The sequence below is a fragment of the Immundisolibacter sp. genome (assembly GCF_041601295.1).
Taxonomy (GTDB): domain Bacteria; phylum Pseudomonadota; class Gammaproteobacteria; order Immundisolibacterales; family Immundisolibacteraceae; genus Immundisolibacter.
This window is the reverse complement of the sequence record NZ_JBFIII010000011.1, coordinates 1-18,059: the sequence shown is the minus strand read 5'-3', so window position 1 is coordinate 18,059 and position 18,059 is coordinate 1. Positions and strand designations below refer to the sequence as shown.

Sequence of the window (18,059 nt, the reverse complement as noted above, 5' to 3'; positions counted from 1 at the left end):
ACCAGGGCGGGGCCAATCCCCGCCGCGTGACAGCACCTTAAGCAAGCGTGCCTTAACCCACGCTGAACGCGCTCAGTGCCCGGACCCGCGTAATCAACCATCAGGAATCGCCATGCTCAAACACTGCTTTCTGCTTCTGTCCCTCACACTGCTCACCGCCTGCGCCACCTCACCACTGGGCCGCAGTCAGCTGCAACTGTTCTCGGATACCGACTTGTCGCAGATGGGCCTGGCCGCCTACGACGACATTCGCAAAAAGGAGCCGCGCGACAACGATCCGGCGGCCAACGCGTATGTGCGCTGTGTGGCCAATGCCATTACCGCGGTGCTGCCGAGTGGCGGCGAGGCTTGGGAGGTCACTCTGTTCCGCGATGACTCGGCCAACGCCTTTGCGCTGCCGGGCGGCAAGATTGGCGTTAACAGTGGCCTGCTCAAGGTGGCAGGCAACCCGAGTCAGCTGGCCACCGTGATCGGCCACGAGGTGGCGCACGTGCTGGCCCGCCACTCTGGCGAGCGCCTGTCGAATCAGGCCGCGGTCGATACCGGCCTGCAGGCGGCCCAGGCCATCAGTGGCGGCATGACGCCCGCCAAGCAGCAACTGATGGGCCTGCTCGGTGTCGGCGCGCAAGTCGGCGTGCTACTGCCATTTTCGCGCACCCAGGAGAGCGAAGCCGATTTGCTGGGACTGGACCTGATGGCGCGTGCCGGCTTCGACCCACGCCAGAGCGTCAACCTGTGGCAGAACATGGAACGCGCCAGCGGTGGCGGCCCACCGGCGTTCCTGTCTACCCACCCGTCGCCCGGTGGCCGTATCGCGGCCCTCCAGAACCGAATTCCGCAGGCGCTGGAGCTTTACCAGCAAGCCCAGGCAAGCAGTCGCAAGCCCGCTTGCCGGGTGCCTTGATCGGCTAACCGAAGGCATTCCGCCGGCGCCAGGCGGTCATCGAATAATCGGATCAAAACCAGATAAGGAGCGAGGCGGTGGAAACGGATTTCATTATCGTAGGGGCAGGTTCTGCCGGCTGTGTGCTGGCCAATCGCCTGACCGCGAGCGGCAAGCACAGCGTGCTGCTATTAGAAGCAGGCAAGGACGACAACAGCTTCATCGTGCGCATGCCAAAGGGCTTTGGCAAGCTGATGTTCGACCAGCATCATGTGCGCCGTTTCGACACCGAACCGGAGCCCGGCAACGGCAATGCCTCCGAGTCCTGGCCGCGCGGGCGCATGCTCGGCGGCTCCAGTACTGTCAATGGCATGTTCTACACGCGCGGCCAGCCCGAGGACTTCGACAGCTGGGCAGCCGCCGGCAACCCCGGCTGGGGCTGGGCCGAGCTAGGCCCGTGTTTCAAGGCCATGGAAGACCACGAACTGGGCGCCGACGAGGTGCGTGGCGTCGGCGGGCCACTGCACATCAGCAATCATCCCAATCCACACCCGCTGTGCGACGCCGCCATCGCCGCCGGCGGCCGGCTGGGTCTGACGGTCAAAAACGACCTGAACCGGCCCGAGCAGGAAGGCATCGGCTACGTACAGTTCACCATCCGCAACGGCCGCCGCGAGGACGCCGCTACCGCCTTTGTACGGCCGATCCGGCAGCGCAAGAATCTCCAGATCGTGACCGACTTCCTGACCGAACGGGTTCTGTTCGAGGGCACCCGGGCGGTCGGTGTGGTCGGCAGGCGCGCGGGTATCGAGCAGGAGTTTCGCGCCCGCAAGGAGGTCATCATTGCCGCCGGCACCCTGCAGTCGCCCCAGCTGCTGCAACTGTCAGGCATTGGGCCAGCCGAGCACCTCACAGGCCTGGGCATCGACGTTATCAATGATCTGCCAGGCGTCGGCCAGAACCTGCGCGAGCACCGGATGATGTTCGTACAGTTTCGACTCAAGCAGGCGCTGAGCCTGAACCGTGAATTCGGCGGCTGGCGCCTGGTCAAGAACCTGCTGCGGTACGTGCTCGACCGCAAGGGTTTGATGGCCACCGGCTCACATGATGTGGTGGCCTTCGTGCGTACCCTGCCGGAACTGACCCGGCCGGACGCCGAGCTGGTCATGGCGCCGTTTTCGCTGGTGCCCGGCAAGCTGTCGATGGCGTTTGAAAAAGCCCACGGCGTGCAGATTTTCGGCTATCAGCTGCGGCCCGAAAGCCAGGGCAGCGTGATGATCAGCAGCAAGGACCCGGCCGCGGCGCCGACCATCCGCTCCGGCTTTTTCACTGCCGACGAGGACCGCCAGATGAGCGGCCGCATCCTGCGCTACATCCGCCAGCTGGCGGCCCAGGCGCCGCTAGCCGATTATTTGGTAGAAGAAACCACTCCCGGCCCCGCTGTGCAGTCCGACCAGGACGCGCTGGCCTACCACAGCGATTTCGGCGGCCCGGTGGCGCATCCGGCCGGCACCTGCAAGATGGGCCACGACACTCAGGCGGTGGTCGATGCGCGGCTGCGGGTCCACGGCGTCACCGGCTTGCGCGTGATCGACTGCTCCATCATGCCGACCCTGGTGTCGGCCCACAGCAACGCCGCCACCATGGCTATCGCCTGGCGCGGCGCGCAGTTGATCGAGGACGACTGGCCGTAACAGGGCGCCTGAACGAAGCTCAGCAGCAGCGCCGCACGCCGGTCCACGCGTCGGCCTGAAATCGCCGAAAAAACGCCCGTCGGTCGAGCGGCGTCTGACCTGGGTGAGCGCTGGCCTGGTGGGCCAGATAACGTTCGTAGGCGTCGTCACCCGAGACCTCGCGCAGCCAGGCCCACAGCATCCGCAACGCCTTCACGCCGGGCTCCTGGCTGGCTCGGCGGTTTGCCCATGGCGCAAGTGGCGCAGGCATACCCGCGCGGTATCGGCCAGGATCAGCCACAACAGGCCGGCGAAGACAATCGTCAACCAACCATCCAGGCGCTGGTTGAAGATCAGCTGCGGCGCCAGCGCGGCTTTTTCAGGCGGCAGCAGACCCGCCGCCAGTTTGTGCGCCAGATCGTCGGCGCCGGCAAAGAAGCCGAGCCGTGGGTCATCGCTCATCACCTTTTGCCAGGCGGCGGTACTGGTGACCGCCGTCAGCCAGGCAAGCGGCAGCGAGGTCACCCAGAAATAGCGCTCACGGCCGGACCTGACCAGGATGCCAGTGCACACGCACAGAGCAATGGCGGCGAGTATCTGGTTGGAGATGCCAAACAGGGGCCACAGGATGTTGACCCCGCCCGCCGGATCAATGACGCCGATGTACAGAAAATAACCCCAGGCAGCCACGAACAAGCCGCTGCAGAGCAGCACCGACGGATACCACGCCGTGCGACCCAGCGCCGGCACGAGGTTGCCCAGCATGTCCTGCAGCATGAAACGTCCCACCCGGGTGCCGGCATCCAGCGTGGTCAGGATAAAAATCGCCTCGAACATGATGGCGAAGTGGTACCAGACCGCCAGCAGCCCCTGCCCGAACGCACCGCTAAAAATACTGGCCATGCCAACGGCCAGGGACGGCGCGCCGCCGGTACGACCGAACAGGGTCGCCTCGCCCATGTCCCGCGCCAGCGTCTGCATCTGTTCCAGCGCCACCGGGAAGCCCCAGGACGAAATGGTGGCCACGGCCGCGGCGCCCTCGCCCACCACCCCCGGCGACGTGTTGATGGCGAAGAATACGCCCGGCTCCAGCACGCAGGCGGCAATCATTGCCATGACGGCCACAAACGACTCCAGCATCATGCTGCCGTAGCCAATCATGTGGACGTCGCGCTCATCCATCAGCAGCTTGGGCGTGGTGCCGGAACTGACCAGCGCGTGAAACCCGGAGATGGCGCCGCAGGCAATGGTGATGAACACGAACGGAAACACCTTGCCGGCAAAGATCGGGCCGGTGCCGTCCACGAACTGCGTCGTGGCCGGCATGTGCAAGACCGGATTCAGCCAGATGATGGCCACCGCCAGCAGCGCAATGGTGCCCAGCTTCATGAAGGTCGACAGGTAATCGCGTGGCGCCAGCAGCAGCCAGACCGGCACCACCGCCGCCACGAAGCCATAGATCATGATGCCGTAGGCGATGGTCAACGGACCGTGGTCGAACCAGGTGCGCAGCAACGGATGCTGGTCCACCCAGCCGCCGCCCCACACCGCGAGCAGCAGCAGCGCAATGCCAATGGCGCTGCCCTCCAGCACCCGGCCCGGGCGGATGCTGCGCATGTAGATGCCCACCAGCACCGCAATCGGGATGGTGGCGACCACTGTCGCCGTGGCCCAGGGGCTGTGTTTCATGGCGTTCACGATGATCAGACCGAGCACCGAGATCAGGATCACCAGGATCAGCATCGTGCCGACCTGCGCCGCAACGCCACCGACCGGGCCGAGTTCCTCGCGCGCCATCTGCCCCAGGCTGCGGCCATTGCGCCGGGTCGAGAAAAACAGCACCGTCATGTCCTGGATGCAGCCACCCAGCACGGCGCCGATCAGAATCCACAGCGTGCCCGGCAAGTAGCCGAACTGCGCCGCCAGGGTTGGCCCGATCAGCGGCCCTGGCCCGGCGATGGCCGCGAAATGGTGGCCAAACACCACCCAGCGGTTGGTGGGCACGAAATCCCGGCCGTCGTTGATCCGGACCGCGGGGGTCACCTGGCTGCCGTCCACCAGCAGCACCCGCGTCGCCACCCAGGCACCGTAAACACGAAAACCGATGGCATACACGCACACCGCGGCCGCGATCAGCCACCAGGCGTTGATCGGCTCGCCGCGCGCCAGCGCGATGCCGCCGAAGGCGGTCACGCCGAGTCCGACCACCACCAGCCAAAATACCGTCTTGCGAAGCGATGCCATGTCGTCCTCCCTCTCATGTGTCACCCGCTGCCGCACGCACGGCCACGGGGCGCCAATCGTACCTTTCGCGGTGCGGTTTTCCGCGGCTGACCGTGAGCTATGCTGGAGGCCATGATTCCAGAACCCTGCAGATGAGCCAGACCGAAGCCGAGAAATGGGAAGCCCGTTACCGCGCCGGCAGCGCAAGGTATGCCGCCCGGCCGTCAGCGTTCGTGCTGGACTGGCTGAAACGGGTGCCCCAGGGGCGGGCGCTGGATGTCGCCTGTGGGCTCGGCGCCACCGCCATTGCCCTGGCGCAGGCGGGCTTCGCGGTGGACGCCATCGACATCGCCCCAACCGCGCTTGACCGCGCGCGCGAACAGGCCAAGATCGGCAACCAACAGATCAACTGGATCTGCGCGGATATCGCTGATTACCGGCTCCCGGATGCCCGTTATGAACTGATCGTGAACATCCAGTTCGTAAACCGCGACCTCGTTGCACAGTTTGCCGACGCCCTGGCACCGGGTGGCTGGGTGCTGTTCGAGCAACACCTGCGCTGGCCACAGCCGGTGGCCGGGCCATCTTCGTCGCGCTTTCGGCTGCGCCCGGGCGAGCTGCGCCACCTGCTATGGCCACTCGATATCGTTCACTACCACGAGGGTCTGGTTGCCGGCGACCTGCCGGACGCGCCGTTGGCCCTGGCACGCGCCGCGGCGCGCATGCCGACATCCGCGCCCTGACCCTCGCGATGAACGCGGGTGCCGCCCCCAACAGCACGTAAAATGGACGCCGAATTCAGGACGCCCGCGCAGGAAGAAACATGGACAGTAGCGACCTCAACGTGATCCGTGCCGTCCTCGGCTGGGTGCGGGCCGGCACGCGCGCGCACCTGGTTACCGTCACCCAGACTTGGGGTTCATCGCCGCGTCCGGCCGGTTCGCTGCTGGCGGTGGGCGGCGCTGGCCAACTCACAGGATCGGTGTCCGGCGGCTGCGTCGAGGATGATCTGGTCACCAAACTGCGCAGCGGCGAGGTTGCCGCCGACGGCCCGCAGCGCGTGATCTACGGCCTCAGCCGCGAGGAGGGCGAGCGCTTCGGCCTGCCCTGTGGCGGCACGCTGGAGCTGGTCTGCGAACCGATCGGCTCGGCAGGCGATTTCGACGCCGTGCTGGAGACCCTGGAGCAGCGTCACGCGGTAGCTCGCGAGCTCAATCTTACCGATGGCGCCAGTCGACTCTTGCCGGCCGGCCCGCACACCGCGGCCTGCCGTGTCCGCGACGACGTGATGCACAAGGTGTTCGGACCGCAGTGGCAGCTGGTCATCATCGGCGCGGCGGAACTGTCCCGCTGCATTGCCGAGCTGGCGCAGGCGCTCGATTATCACGTGCTGGTATGCGACCCGCGCCAGGACTACGCGTCAACCTGGAACGTACCCGGCACCGAGCTTGTGCCGGGCCTGCCCGACGCCGTGATCCGCGAACGGGTGACCGACCAGCGCTCGGCTGTGATCACGCTCACCCACGACCCGCGGGTGGACGACCTGGCCTTGATGCAGGCGCTGGAATCGCCCGCTTTTTATGTCGGCGCACTCGGTTCGCAGCGTACCACCGACAAACGCCTGCTGCGCCTGCGCGAGCTTGACCTGCCGGCCGAGGCCATCGCGCGCCTGCACGCGCCCATCGGCCTGCCGATTGGCTCGCACGCGCCGATGGAAATCGCGGTCGCCATCGCGGCCGAGCTCATCGCGGCGCGTAATGGCGCGCTGGCCACCGCCCATGCACGCCTGCTGGATCGCGAGCAACGACCGACGCCCGCCTGCGCATGACGGCACACAGATGACGGCTGGCATTCTGCTCGCGGCAGGCTCCGCCTCGCGCTTTGGCGCCCAAAAGCTCCTGGCGCCGCTGCATGGCCGCCCATTGGTCCTGCATGCGCTCACCGCCCTGCTACCGGCGGTGGAACATCTCATTGCCGTGGTGGGGCCCAATAACGACACACTTGCTGCGCTGCTGGCACATGCGGGCGCCAGCGTGGTGGTGTGCGACGACGCCGCGCTCGGGATGGGTCACAGCCTGGCTTGCGGTGCGCGTCACGCGCCAACCGGAGTCGACCTGCTGATCGCGCTCGGCGACATGCCGCAAGTGACCACCACCAGCGTCAGACTGATCGCCGCCGCACTTACCGATGGCGCTGGCATCGCGGTGCCGGTGTATGCCGGCCAGCGCGGCCACCCGGTGGGCTTCGCAGCCCGCTTCACCCCCTTGCTCTGCGGATTGACGAAGGACCAGGGAGCACGAACCGTGCTCCTGGCCCATGCCGATGCGGTACAGGAATTCGCCGTCGACGACCCCGGCGTGCTCGCCGATGTGGACACCCCGGCGGACTTACAGCGTTTGTCCGAAAATCCCGCAGGTTAACGGCTGCGCTAACGCCGCTACCGCGGGTCACGGATTTCGGCATCGCGACAGTCCGGGGTATGCTAGTTTGAAGACTGATCGATCGGTCATCGTGTCCTGTCTCATCCCCATTGAATCAGGTTGCAATCACTGCGCCAACGGCGGCGCGGTGCGGCTGTTTTTTTGCGTTTTTTCACCCAACTCCTGGAGGTACGCCATTCACGTAACCCGCTCCCATCACCCTTTCATCCAGCGCCGGCAGCATCAGTCGGCATCACCTACAAGGACAAGGAAGACCATGTTCAAGAAATCTGCGCTGGCCATCAGCGTACTGGCCCTGTGTGGCCTGACTGCCACCGCGACCGGGCAAGATGCCCCTGTCGGCACCGTCATCAGCGCTGCCAATATCGACCAGATGAAAACTCAAACCTTCGAAGGCAAGGCTATTTCTGATCTGATTCTGCCAACGCAGGAAAGGATGATCCGGGAATTCGGCCTGCAGATGCGCCTGCAAACCGCATCCGAGGTCCAGGTGGACCCCAGGCTGATTGCCCTGACCGAGCAGCATGCTGGCAAGGCGAGCATCAATTCGCAGACCGGGGTACTGGAAAATTTCGCCGGTGGTCTGCCATTCGCCAGCATTGACGCCAGCAACCCGGCCGACGGCGTCAAGGTGGCCCAGAATTTCATGCGTGGGCCGTGGTACGCCGACGTGCTTGACTACAACCCAATGTACTTTGCGCTGATCGACGGCCGGAAAGGCCTGGACCGCGAGCAGCAGTGGCGATTCGGGCGATACATGGCCGACGGCGCTATCGACCCGGCACTGGCCGACCCTAAAGGCCAGATCGCGAAGTACGAAGTCGTGCTCAACAAATACCCCAACGACACGCGCGGCCTGGGCGTGGTCACCATCCAGTACACCGACGCCCGCCTGCCGGACGTCTATGCCTATATCCGCAGCGTGCGCCGCGTGCGCCGCCTGTCCAGCAATGCCTGGGCCGACCCCCTGTCCGCAACCGACCTGTTGAACGACGAGTCGTTCGGCATGAATGCGGATCCGTCCTGGTACAAGGGATGGAAGCTGGTCGGCAAGCGCTGGATTCTGGCAATCGCCCATTCCAGCGTTCGCTTCGATCCATCGGTAGGCTCCGGAGAGGCGCGCTTTCCGATGATCGACCTGCAGCAGGCGCCGCACTGGAACGTGCTGGACGATTGGGAGCCACGTGAGGTTCTCATCGTTGAGGCCACACCCAACCAAGGGCACCTGGTAAGCCGCAAAGTACAGTACTACGATGCTCAAACCTACGCGCCGATGCTGCACTGGCAGGAGTTCTACGACAAGAAGAACGAACTGTGGCGCATCGAGAACTGCAACTACCGGCAGGGCCAGCGCGACGACGGCACCAACGGACCAACCGTGTCCTTCGTGGGTGTTTACGACCTGCAGCGCTTGCACGCCTCCTTGGTGTTCACAGACCCGCAGGGCCGCCATAATTACCCGAATGCCAAAGCCAGCGACTTCACTCCGGACGCAATCCCGCGCCTGATCAACTAATGCCAGGGGCGGCCCAGGCCAAAAGCTGAAACCTGAATGCCCGTCGGTCCTGTGGCCGACGGGCATTTTTAGCTACCGCTGCGCAGCCTCGCCCACGGGTGGTACTTTTGCTGCGACTTGAGGATCCCCTGGTCCAGGCAGCGATCCTGAAACATTCACGCCCGAGGAAACCCCGTGGAAAAATCCGAATTCTTCGCCGACGCCCGCACCGACACCCAGGGCCCGCTGACCGGCATCCGTGTGCTGGAAGCCACCAATTACGCATCAGGCCCGGTATGCGGCATGATCCTGTCCGACCTGGGCGCCGAGTCGGTCAAGTGCGAGCTACCCGGCACCGGCGACCCAAACCGCTTCGTGCCGCCGTTCATCAAGGACCAGCGCGACGGCGAATCGTCCGTGGTCTACAACACCATGAACCGGGGCAAGCGCTGCGTGACGCTGGACTTTCGCAAACCCGAAGGCCAGGAACTGTTCCGCCGCCTGGCGGCCAACGCCGACGTCCTGATCGAGAACTTCTCGCCCGGCACCATGGACGCCTGGGGCATCGGCTACCAGGCCATCCGCGCCATCAAGCCGGACATCATCTACACGTCGATTTCGGGCTTTGGCCAGTTCGGGCCGTTATCCCACAAGAAGGGCTTCGACCCCGTCGGCCAGGCCATGGGCGGGCTGATGAGCGTGACCGGCGAGTCCGGCGGCCGGCCGCTGCGCGCCGGCACCGTGATTGCCGACGACATGGCCGGCTGGCAGGCAGCCATCGGTACGCTCGCCGCCCTGCACCACCACACTAAAACCGGCGAGGGCCAGCAGGTGGATGCCTGTCTGACCGACTCGCAGCTGTACGCCACTTCGTACGACATCATGGCGGCCGCCGAAACCGGTCACATCTGGCAGCGCTCGGGCAACGCGATCGGCGGCGGCGCACTCATGAACACCTATCGCACCTCAGACGACCACTGGCTGTGCCTGTTCGCACCGTTCGAAAAGCAGTGGCAGGCCCTGTGCGTCGTCATGGGCCAGCCGGAACTGGCCAGCGACCCGCGCTGCTCGGACTGGAACGCCCGCGTTGCCAACGCTGAATTCATTGATCTTGAAGTTGCCGCCTGGATCGCGACCATGACCGCCGACCAGGCCGAGGCCACGCTCGAAGCAGCCGACCTGGTCGCCGCACGGGTGATGGACTTTGGCGATATCGTCAAGTTCCCGCACTACCACGCCCGGGACATGATCGTGAAAGCCGAGCACGCCGTGCACGGCCCCATTACGCATTACGGCGTTGCCACCAAGCACTCGCGCACCCCGGGCGGCGTGCGCCGGGCAGCGCCGCTACTGGGCGAACACAATGCGCAGATATTCGGTGGAGAGCTTGGCCTGGGCGCGGCCGAACTGGCCGACCTGAAGACGAAAAAGATCATCTGAGCCATGCCGGCACCGCCACCCCTGCTGGAGCAGATTCGTGCCCTGGTGGCCACGCCCTCGATCAGCAGCTTCGAACCGGAGCGAAACAGCAGTAACCGGGCGGTCATCGACCTGCTGGCCAGCTGGCTCGAAGACCTGGGCTTCCGTATCGAAATCCAGGACCTGGAAACCACTCCGGCCAAGGCCAACCTCATCGCCACCCTCGGCCAGGGCGACGATGGGCTGATCCTGGCCGGCCACACCGACACCGTACCCTGCGACCCGGCACTGTGGCGGCGCGATCCGTTCACCCTGCACCAGGCCGATGACCGCCTGTATGGCTTGGGTACCGCCGACATGAAGGCGTTCCTGGCGCTCGCCATCGAGGCCGTGCGCGACCTGCGCGTCCGCGACCTCAAGCGACCCCTGGTGCTGCTCGCCACCGCCGACGAAGAAAGCGGCATGCTCGGCGCTCGCACGCTGGCCGCCGCCGGGCGACGCCTGGGCCAGCACTGCATCATTGGCGAGCCGACGGGCCTCAAGCCGATCCGCCAGCACAAGGGCGTCATGGACGAGCGCATCCGACTTATTGGCCAGTCCGGCCACAGCAGCGACCCCACCCTGGGCAACAGCGCGCTCGAAGGCATGCACGCGGTGATCGGCGTCCTGCTCGCCTGGCGCTCGGAACTACAACTGCGCCACCGCGATGCGGCCTTCAGCGTGCCCGTTCCCACGATGAACCTGGGCCACATCCACGGCGGCGACAACCCTAATCGCATCTGCGGGGAGTGCGAGCTGACGCTAGACCTGCGTCCATTGCCCGGCATGTCCATGTCCGACCTGCGCGCGGACTTACGTGCACGCGTGCAGGCCGTAGCCGACACGCGGGGACTGGCGGTGGAATTCGAGGCCATCTTCGACGGTCTGCCGCCCCTGGCCACGTCTGCCGACGCGCACATCGTGCGCCTGGCCGAACAGCTGGCCGGCGCCAGCGCCGGATCGGCCGCGTTTGGCACCGAGGGTCCGTACTACAACGCACTGGGCAGCGAAACCGTCATCCTCGGCCCGGGCGACATCGCCCAGGCTCACCAGCCCAACGAGTATCTGGCACTGGACAGACTCACGCCCACGATCGCGATCCTGCAGCGGGCGATTGGCCGGCTGTGTAGGCAATAAGAAGGCATTTACGTAGCGTGGAGGCTGGCGGAGCTGGTTCGGCGAACGTCAAATTCGGAAAATAGTCGATTTATAGTCGATGAGGTGTAGCTATACCTACTGGTTATGTGCGAGCATCCGCCGCACGCCTTCCAAGGCGCAGCGGGGGGAGATGTGTGCTCTCAAGCGTCCTGCTGGCGGCTAGGTGGGTCGTAGGTAGCAGAGAGAGCTAGGACAGGGGTTATCTTAATAAATTAAAAACGGAGTGTTTGAGAATGAGAATCAGGGAATTCATGCTGAATGCTTCAATTGTTGTCGCTGCAATGTCTGCCAGCACGGCTGTATTTGCTGAGACCAAGGCGGCCGGCTCCGGTCCAAATCCGTATGCTGACTGTGGCATTGGAGCCGCTCTTTTTAATGAGACAAAATGGGCCGCCGTTACTTCCAACGTAATCTGGGATCTTGGCATCACCGCAATCACCTCGGCGACGTCAAGCCCGGAAACCTGTTCCGGGAAGAAATTAGTGGCTGCTCTCTTCATTCGCGACACCTATGCAAACCTAGTTGAAGAAACTGCGGCGGGCCAAGGCGAGCATCTGACGACGGCGCTAAATATCTTCGGATGTGGGGAATCGCGTCAAGCAGTCGCCACACAAGCAATTCGAGGCGCAATGGGACACGCTGTGTCGGCTCCGGATTATAGTGACCTGCCACATCTCGATAAAGCCGCGAATTTTTACTCGATTATTGAGAATTCTGTAAACAATAGCTGTTCCGCGTAGTATATTTTGGCTGCTGGTCTTTAATCTGATCAGCAGCCATTTTTTTGTGTAACTCTGTGTTGCGCCGCCTCGCGTTAGGCCTTTGGCCGTATTTTCTAGGCTTTCTTTTAAGCTCGGCCGTGGCTCAGGACCACCTTCCTGCCCAAGTACTCCAGCTCGCGTCCGATCCAGGGTGGCTCCGATTGGGCCACTATGAGAAGGATGCAGGTAGCCCTACCGGTTGGAGTAGCTCCATCCGGGATGATTTTCTATTGGACGCCAACGGTAGAACCGACCCGGCCGCGGAGCTGAACACTACGATAACCGCCTTGGTTGCGCCTCCCCCAGTTGATCCAGACCGGCATGCACAGTGTCGTTTCCCGGCGCGAATGCAGTGGCTGGAGGCCAGGATGGGAGGTATCCCAGGCCTGACAGAACGAATGAAATGCCCTGCGTTCGATGGGTGGACCCGATCAGGAAGCGTTTCTTCTCTCAGTATCGTTTTCGCTACGGGTTACTTGGGAAATCCGGCCTCTTACTACGGCCACACACTACTCAAATTCAATTTTGGGGGCGATGAAGGGCAAACACGACTGATGGATGTCAGCGTCAATTTCGGAGCGATACTGACAAAGCAGGATGGCCCCGTTACTTATATAGTAAAAAGCCTTACCAGAGGATATGACGCGGGCTTTAGTCACATCCATTTTTATTTCCACAACCACAATTACGGAGATAACGAATTACGGGACCTGTGGGAGTATAGGCTAGACCTTCCCCATGAAGCAGTAAATCTAATTGTTGCACATGCCTGGGAAGTGCTTGGAAAGCGATACACCTATGATTTTTTAAAAAAGAATTGTGCCTATCGGATAGCTGAGATAATTGAAATTGTCGATGGCTTGAAGATAATTCAAAAAAGATCAGCATGGATCATTCCTCAAGCCTTAATCGAGGAACTCGCCGTGGCAGAATATCGCGGTAGAAAACTATTGTCCGATGTGACCTATCTCCCATCCCGACAATCCCGATTCTACGCGAGGTACTTGAATCTCTCAGCGCAAGAAACCGATTCGTTCAGAAATTTGGTTAATCGGCGGGAATTCTTCGACGGACGGCAGTTTCAGGCGCTGCAAACATCATCCCGGCAGTTGGTGCTTGATGCAATTCTCGACTATTATCAGTTTGTTGCAAATCCTCTCGAAATGGCTCCGGCAGAAACTAAAGAGGAATACAGGAAGGCATTGTCAGCGCGCTATCAGGAACCACCTGGCTCGCCAGAACTCAAGCCTCGACAGCCACGGTCTCCGCACCTCGCGCGTCCCTTGGGCTGGAGTCAAGTTTCATGGCGGCACAACACCGATACTGGAAACGCATTGTCAATCCGACTCAGGCCAGCCTACTACGACGTTCTAGACGCAGATAGCGGACATGTGCGCAATGCCTCTCTTGTTATGGGTGACCTACAGCTTGGCCTTTATAAGAATCGGGTCCGTATTGATAAATTCGACCTGTTTGGCGTGGACAGCGCGAACCCTGGACTAACCGGCCTACCAGGAGACAAAGGAACCACATGGAAAATACACGTGGGCGCCGAGCAGGCGAGACTGGCCTGTCAAGACTGCCTGGTGGCTCGTGTGCAAGGCGATTACGGTTACGGGCGACAGTGGCCGAGAGGGCTATTTGGCGCTGTTTACGTGGGAAGTGCGCTTCAGAATCCTCAGGCTGGTCAGGGAGTTGGCTATGCTCGAACATCAATGAGCTTCATTCTTCATCAAAGCGACCAACTTGGAATGAAGCTAGGCTACGAACAACGGTTTCCAATGGCCGGTAAGATCGGAAACTACGGAGTGACCAGCACTGAAATGCGCTGGGCCATTGCCCCCGATAGTGACTTGCGTTTGAGCTACGAACACGATCGAGCGCAGCAAATCAGTGTCGGCCTCGGAATATATTGGTAGTCCCCGGCGCAACAGGCTGCCCGCCTCTGCGGGTAGAGCCGCCCGCAGCGGCGGCTTGATCGTGTCCATAGCGGCGAATTGCCCGCTTGGGGCTCACCGAACCTGAATGCGTACAACCTGCCTCTTCCGGATTGCGGTCCCATATAAGCAGTAGACTTGAGTATGACGGGGAGAGTCATGTCCCATTTTCCAAGCCCACTCCACAATCTTCCGAGATTTGAAGGGCCGTTCGAGGCACTCAGGTTGGCGGCCAAGGACTGTGAGGTTCTGTTTGCCTCTTACCCCGCAGACACGACTATCGCTGCGCACAGCCATGAAACCGAGAATGTGGGAGTCATCACCAAGGGAGAGCTTCTGCTCACGATAGACGGAAAAGAAACACGATCTGGCCATCGGAATGTGATATCACGTCCCAGCAGGGACAACGCATGCCGCGCGCTTTGAAACAGAAACATCGGAAATAGAGTTCTGGTTTTCTGTGGCCTGGCTCTGGCAGCACGCCTTGAACAAACCCTGTGCGCCGAGCCAGTCTTTGCAAGCGAAAGTCTCGCCAAGGCGTCGCGCGCATCCGGCGCGAAGCCCCGGCCGCAACATTAGGCCTGCGCGTTCTTCTTTGACACGTCGACGCTAACCGGACCGCCCGCCCCCAGCCATTCGATTCGGTACAAGTCTCGGCGTCGATCGAGGTAGTTCCTTACCGATCCCTCATTCTGAAGCTCCTTGAGCTTTTCCAGATCCAGGTCGACGATGAGCGTCATCTCGGTGTTCGGCGTGGTCTCGGCCATGATCGCGTCGTGCGGAAAGGCAAAATCCGAGGGCGAAAACACCGCCGTTTGCGCGTATTGAATGTCGGCGTTATCGACTTTTGGCAAATTACCGACACTGCCGGCAATTGCCACATAACACTCATTTTCGATGGCCCGCGCCTGGGCGCAACAGCGCACCCGCAGATAACCATTCTTGGTGTCAGTCCAGAACGGAACAAACAATATCTGCATCCCATGCTCTGCCTGTAACCGCGCCAGTTCCGGGAATTCCACGTCGTAGCAGATCAGGATGCCAATTCTCCCAAAGTCGGTATCGAAAACCCGCAGGCCGTCGCCACCCTGCATGATCCAGGCGCGCTTCTCGTGCGGCGTTGGATGCAGTTTGTACTGTCTTTCCAGCGTTCCATTACGCCGGCAAAAGAAGGCAACGTTCAGCAATTCGTCGTCTTCGATAACCGGCATGGACCCCGCGATGATATTGATGTTGTAGGAAACCGCGAGCTTCGAGATTGCCTCGACAATTTCATCCGTATAGGAAGCCAACGCCTTTATCGCATCAAACGAATTTGTATGGTGACCTACACCCATTAGCGGCGCGTTAAAAAATTCCGGGAACAGCGCCACATCGCATTGATAGTCCGACAGGGCATCGACAAAGTACTCAACCTGCTGCACCAGTTCCTCAACCGACTTCAGGGTGCGCATTTGCCACTGTACACAACCGATTCTCGCAGACGTCGGGCGCGCGCCAAACAGTGGTTGTTTCGTCGGATCGTAATACAGGTTGTGCCATTGCAGCAGCGTGGCATAGCCCTTGGACTCCTTATCCTCGGGCAGATACGCGTCAAGCACCTGCTTGACTTCAAACTCATTCGAAAGCTGGAATGTGAGGATGGGGTCGTAAATTTCCTTCTTCTTGACCCGTTCAATGTAGTCCTGTGGAGTCATTTCCTTGGAATAATTTTTATAGTTCGGAATTCTTCCACCCGCGACAATGGCATGCAGGTTCAGGTTGCGACACAGTTCCTTGCGTGCCTCGTAGAGCCGTCTGCCGAGGCGCAGACCACGATAATCGGGCGAAACAAAGACATCCACGCCATACAGGACATCGCCATTCGGATCATGTGTGGTGAGATAGGCGTCGCCGGTTATTTCGTCGTAGGTATGCTGGTCACCGAACTTGTCATAGTCCACGATAACGGAGAATGCGGCAGCAACCACTTTTCCGTGATCCTCAATACATATCTGCCCGTCCGGGAATACCTTCAGTTGCGAGCGAAACTTCTTTTCAGGCCACGCGCCGCCAAAACCGACATAGACTCGGTCCATAACCTCTTTTATGTCGGCATAGTCTTTTGCCTGCAAGGGGCGCAATCGCAGGTTATGTTCCGGCTCTTCGATGTTGATACTTTCAGCCATGGGTCTTCAGGTCTCGTTCAAATTTGAATATGTTTCGCGCCCGACTCCGGGAGCATCGCTTGCTTGGGTTTTCTGAATCACTCGCTGCGCGGCTGTGCCGGGATCCCGCGCGGCAGAAAACAGTCTTTTCCGCCGGATCGCTGGGCTCGTCCCGAACCGTGAACATCCCGTTGGTGCCGGTCGCCGCAGGCCGGCCTCAGGCCCGCAGATCGTCACCCAGATGTGACTTTATGGTGTCCAGCAGCGCCTGGTGTACGCGCAGGTTGCCACCGACCACGTTGCCGGTAGCCATGAACCGATCGCCTCCCCGAATGTCGGTAACCGCACCGCCGGCCTCCTGGATCAGCAGTACACCGGCGGCGATGTCCCATTTTTCGAGGCCGAGTTCCCAGAAGCCGTCGAAGCGACCGGCCGCGACATACGCCAGATCAAGCGCCGCCGAACCGGCGCGGCGCACGGCGCAGCCTTCGCGCGATACCGCCTTGAAGGTCTCGGTGTATGCGTCCAGGTGATCCACGGACTTGAACGGAAAACCGGTGCCGATCATGGCTCCGGCCAGCTTGCCGTGCTGGCTGACCCGCAGGCGGCGGTCGTCCAGCCGGGCGCCCTGCCCACGCTCGGCGACGAACAGCTCGTTACGGGTAGGGTCATAAATGACGCCGACTTCCAGCCGGCCCTGGATTTCCAGGGCGATCGACACCGCAAACCAGGGGAAGGCGTGCAAGTAGTTGGTAGTGCCGTCGAGTGGATCGATGATCCAGCGCGCCGTGGAATCGCCCTGGGCACCGCCCTCCTCGCCCAGGATGGCGTGGTCTGGATAGGAGCGGTGGATGATTTCGACAATGCGCCGCTCGGCCTCGCGGTCGGCGTCGCTGACAAAATCATTCGGCCCTTTCTGTTCAACGCGCAGCTCGTGCAGGCGCTCGCCAGTTCGCAACAGAAAGTCACCCGCGCTGCGGGCGGCGCGCACGGCGATGGTGGTCAGTCCAGACATGAAAAACTCGCAAGGCAAAATCGGAGGCCGCCACACCATAAGCGTCGCGGCGCGCAGGCAACGCAGTTTACCGCGCACCATCCCCGACAGCCTAAGCAACAGCCAGGGCTAGAATGACCCGATGAAGGCACTTTCCAATATTCGCGTAGTGCTGGTCGGCACCACTCACCCTGGCAACATCGGTGCGGTCGCGCGTGCCATGCGTACCATGGCGCTCGATCGCCTGTACCTCGTGCAACCGAAGTTTTTTCCGCACGAGGAAGCCAGTGCCCGCGCTGCCGGAGCCGACCTGGTGCTGGCACAAGCACGGGTGTTCGACAGTCTGGCCGAGGCTACCGCGGACTGCACCCTGGTGATCGGCGCCAGTGCCCGCCGCCGCTCCATAGAAGCGCCGCCGCTGGACCCGCGCGCCGGTGCGGCGCTGGCTCTACAGGCCGCCCGCCACGGCGGGGTGGCGCTGGTGTTCGGCCCCGAGCACTCGGGTCTGAGCAATACCGATCTGGACCTGTGCCAGCAACGGGTGTGCATTCCGAGCGACCCCGAGTTCGCCTCGCTGAACCTGGCGGCGGCGGTGCAGGTGCTCACTTACGAGCTATACCAGTGTGTTGACAGCGACATGCCGGCGCCCGCGCCGACCGTAGCGCCCGCGACGCGAGAGGATTTCGAGCGTCTGTTCGAGCACCTCGAGCAGACGCTGCGCGATCTGAATTTTCTGTTACCGAACAATCCGCAGCGTTCCATGCGACGCCTGCGAGCGCTTGTCAACCGAGCGGCACCGGACCAAAATGAAATGCAAATTCTGCGCGGCATCCTGACCGCCACCGGGCACGCCATCGCGGCGGCCGAAGCCAAGAGCACTCCCTGCCAT

Annotated in this window: 15 protein-coding genes; 11 read left to right on the top strand and 4 right to left on the bottom strand. The window is 62.1% G+C overall.

What is annotated here, in order from left to right; genetic code table 11:
• The first annotated feature begins 112 nt into the window (after positions 1–112).
• Both ABZF37_RS02655 and ABZF37_RS02650 read left to right on the top strand, forming a co-directional pair.
• The gene (locus ABZF37_RS02655) at positions 113–904 is read left to right on the top strand and encodes a M48 family metallopeptidase (RefSeq protein ID WP_372716473.1); all 792 of its coding nucleotides are present in this window, start codon (positions 113–115) and stop codon (positions 902–904) included.
• 77 nt (positions 905–981) lie between these two features.
• Positions 982–2,577: a GMC family oxidoreductase gene (locus ABZF37_RS02650; RefSeq protein ID WP_372716471.1), complete on the top strand. Its 1,596-nt coding sequence runs from the start codon at positions 982–984 to the stop codon at positions 2,575–2,577.
• A 19-nt stretch (positions 2,578–2,596) separates the two neighbouring features.
• Here ABZF37_RS02650 and ABZF37_RS02645 read toward each other — a convergent pair whose 3' ends face one another.
• Together ABZF37_RS02645 and ABZF37_RS02640 are read right to left on the bottom strand one after the other, a co-directional pair.
• Positions 2,597–2,773 (bottom strand): YbdD/YjiX family protein, encoded by a 177-nt coding sequence (locus ABZF37_RS02645; RefSeq protein ID WP_372716469.1) that lies wholly within the window; start codon positions 2,771–2,773, stop codon positions 2,597–2,599.
• The gene (locus tag ABZF37_RS02640; RefSeq protein ID WP_372716467.1) at positions 2,770–4,800 is read right to left on the bottom strand and encodes a carbon starvation CstA family protein; all 2,031 of its coding nucleotides are present in this window, start codon (positions 4,798–4,800) and stop codon (positions 2,770–2,772) included. The genes ABZF37_RS02645 and ABZF37_RS02640 overlap by 4 nt, the downstream gene beginning before the upstream one ends.
• Before the next feature lie 131 nt (positions 4,801–4,931).
• Between ABZF37_RS02640 and ABZF37_RS02635 the strand changes: the two genes are divergently transcribed.
• From ABZF37_RS02635 to ABZF37_RS02600, 8 genes are all read left to right on the top strand, one after another.
• Complete coding sequence (locus ABZF37_RS02635) at positions 4,932–5,522, top strand: class I SAM-dependent methyltransferase (RefSeq protein ID WP_372716464.1); 591 nt, start codon at positions 4,932–4,934, stop codon at positions 5,520–5,522.
• Between the two features lie 80 nt (positions 5,523–5,602).
• Positions 5,603–6,607 carry an XdhC family protein gene (locus tag ABZF37_RS02630; RefSeq protein WP_372716462.1) on the top strand — a complete coding sequence of 335 codons (1,005 nt, stop codon included), beginning with the start codon at positions 5,603–5,605 and terminating at the stop codon, positions 6,605–6,607.
• A gap of 10 nt (positions 6,608–6,617) precedes the next feature.
• Positions 6,618–7,199: an NTP transferase domain-containing protein gene (locus ABZF37_RS02625; RefSeq protein ID WP_372716460.1), complete on the top strand. Its 582-nt coding sequence runs from the start codon at positions 6,618–6,620 to the stop codon at positions 7,197–7,199.
• 277 nt (positions 7,200–7,476) lie between these two features.
• A complete protein-coding gene (locus ABZF37_RS02620) occupies positions 7,477–8,736 on the top strand; it encodes a DUF1329 domain-containing protein (RefSeq protein ID WP_372716458.1) in 1,260 nt (419 codons plus the stop codon).
• 174 nt (positions 8,737–8,910) lie between these two features.
• The gene (locus tag ABZF37_RS02615) at positions 8,911–10,155 is read left to right on the top strand and encodes a CaiB/BaiF CoA transferase family protein (RefSeq protein ID WP_372716456.1); all 1,245 of its coding nucleotides are present in this window, start codon (positions 8,911–8,913) and stop codon (positions 10,153–10,155) included.
• A 3-nt stretch (positions 10,156–10,158) separates the two neighbouring features.
• The gene (argE, locus tag ABZF37_RS02610) at positions 10,159–11,310 is read left to right on the top strand and encodes an acetylornithine deacetylase (protein WP_372716454.1); all 1,152 of its coding nucleotides are present in this window, start codon (positions 10,159–10,161) and stop codon (positions 11,308–11,310) included.
• A 254-nt stretch (positions 11,311–11,564) separates the two neighbouring features.
• Positions 11,565–12,071: a DUF3015 family protein gene (locus ABZF37_RS02605; RefSeq protein ID WP_372716452.1), complete on the top strand. Its 507-nt coding sequence runs from the start codon at positions 11,565–11,567 to the stop codon at positions 12,069–12,071.
• A gap of 368 nt (positions 12,072–12,439) precedes the next feature.
• Positions 12,440–14,011: a DUF4105 domain-containing protein gene (locus tag ABZF37_RS02600; RefSeq protein WP_372716450.1), complete on the top strand. Its 1,572-nt coding sequence runs from the start codon at positions 12,440–12,442 to the stop codon at positions 14,009–14,011.
• A gap of 593 nt (positions 14,012–14,604) precedes the next feature.
• On the opposite strand, the gene ABZF37_RS02595 is transcribed toward ABZF37_RS02600, so the two are convergent.
• Both ABZF37_RS02595 and ABZF37_RS02590 read right to left on the bottom strand, forming a co-directional pair.
• Positions 14,605–16,197 (bottom strand): GNAT family N-acetyltransferase, encoded by a 1,593-nt coding sequence (locus ABZF37_RS02595; RefSeq protein WP_372716448.1) that lies wholly within the window; start codon positions 16,195–16,197, stop codon positions 14,605–14,607.
• A 196-nt stretch (positions 16,198–16,393) separates the two neighbouring features.
• Positions 16,394–17,191 (bottom strand): inositol monophosphatase family protein, encoded by a 798-nt coding sequence (locus tag ABZF37_RS02590; protein WP_372716446.1) that lies wholly within the window; start codon positions 17,189–17,191, stop codon positions 16,394–16,396.
• A gap of 121 nt (positions 17,192–17,312) precedes the next feature.
• Here ABZF37_RS02590 and ABZF37_RS02585 point away from each other — a divergent pair.
• The coding region (locus ABZF37_RS02585) for an RNA methyltransferase (RefSeq protein WP_372716444.1) at positions 17,313–18,059 on the top strand (747 nt) is incomplete at its 3' end.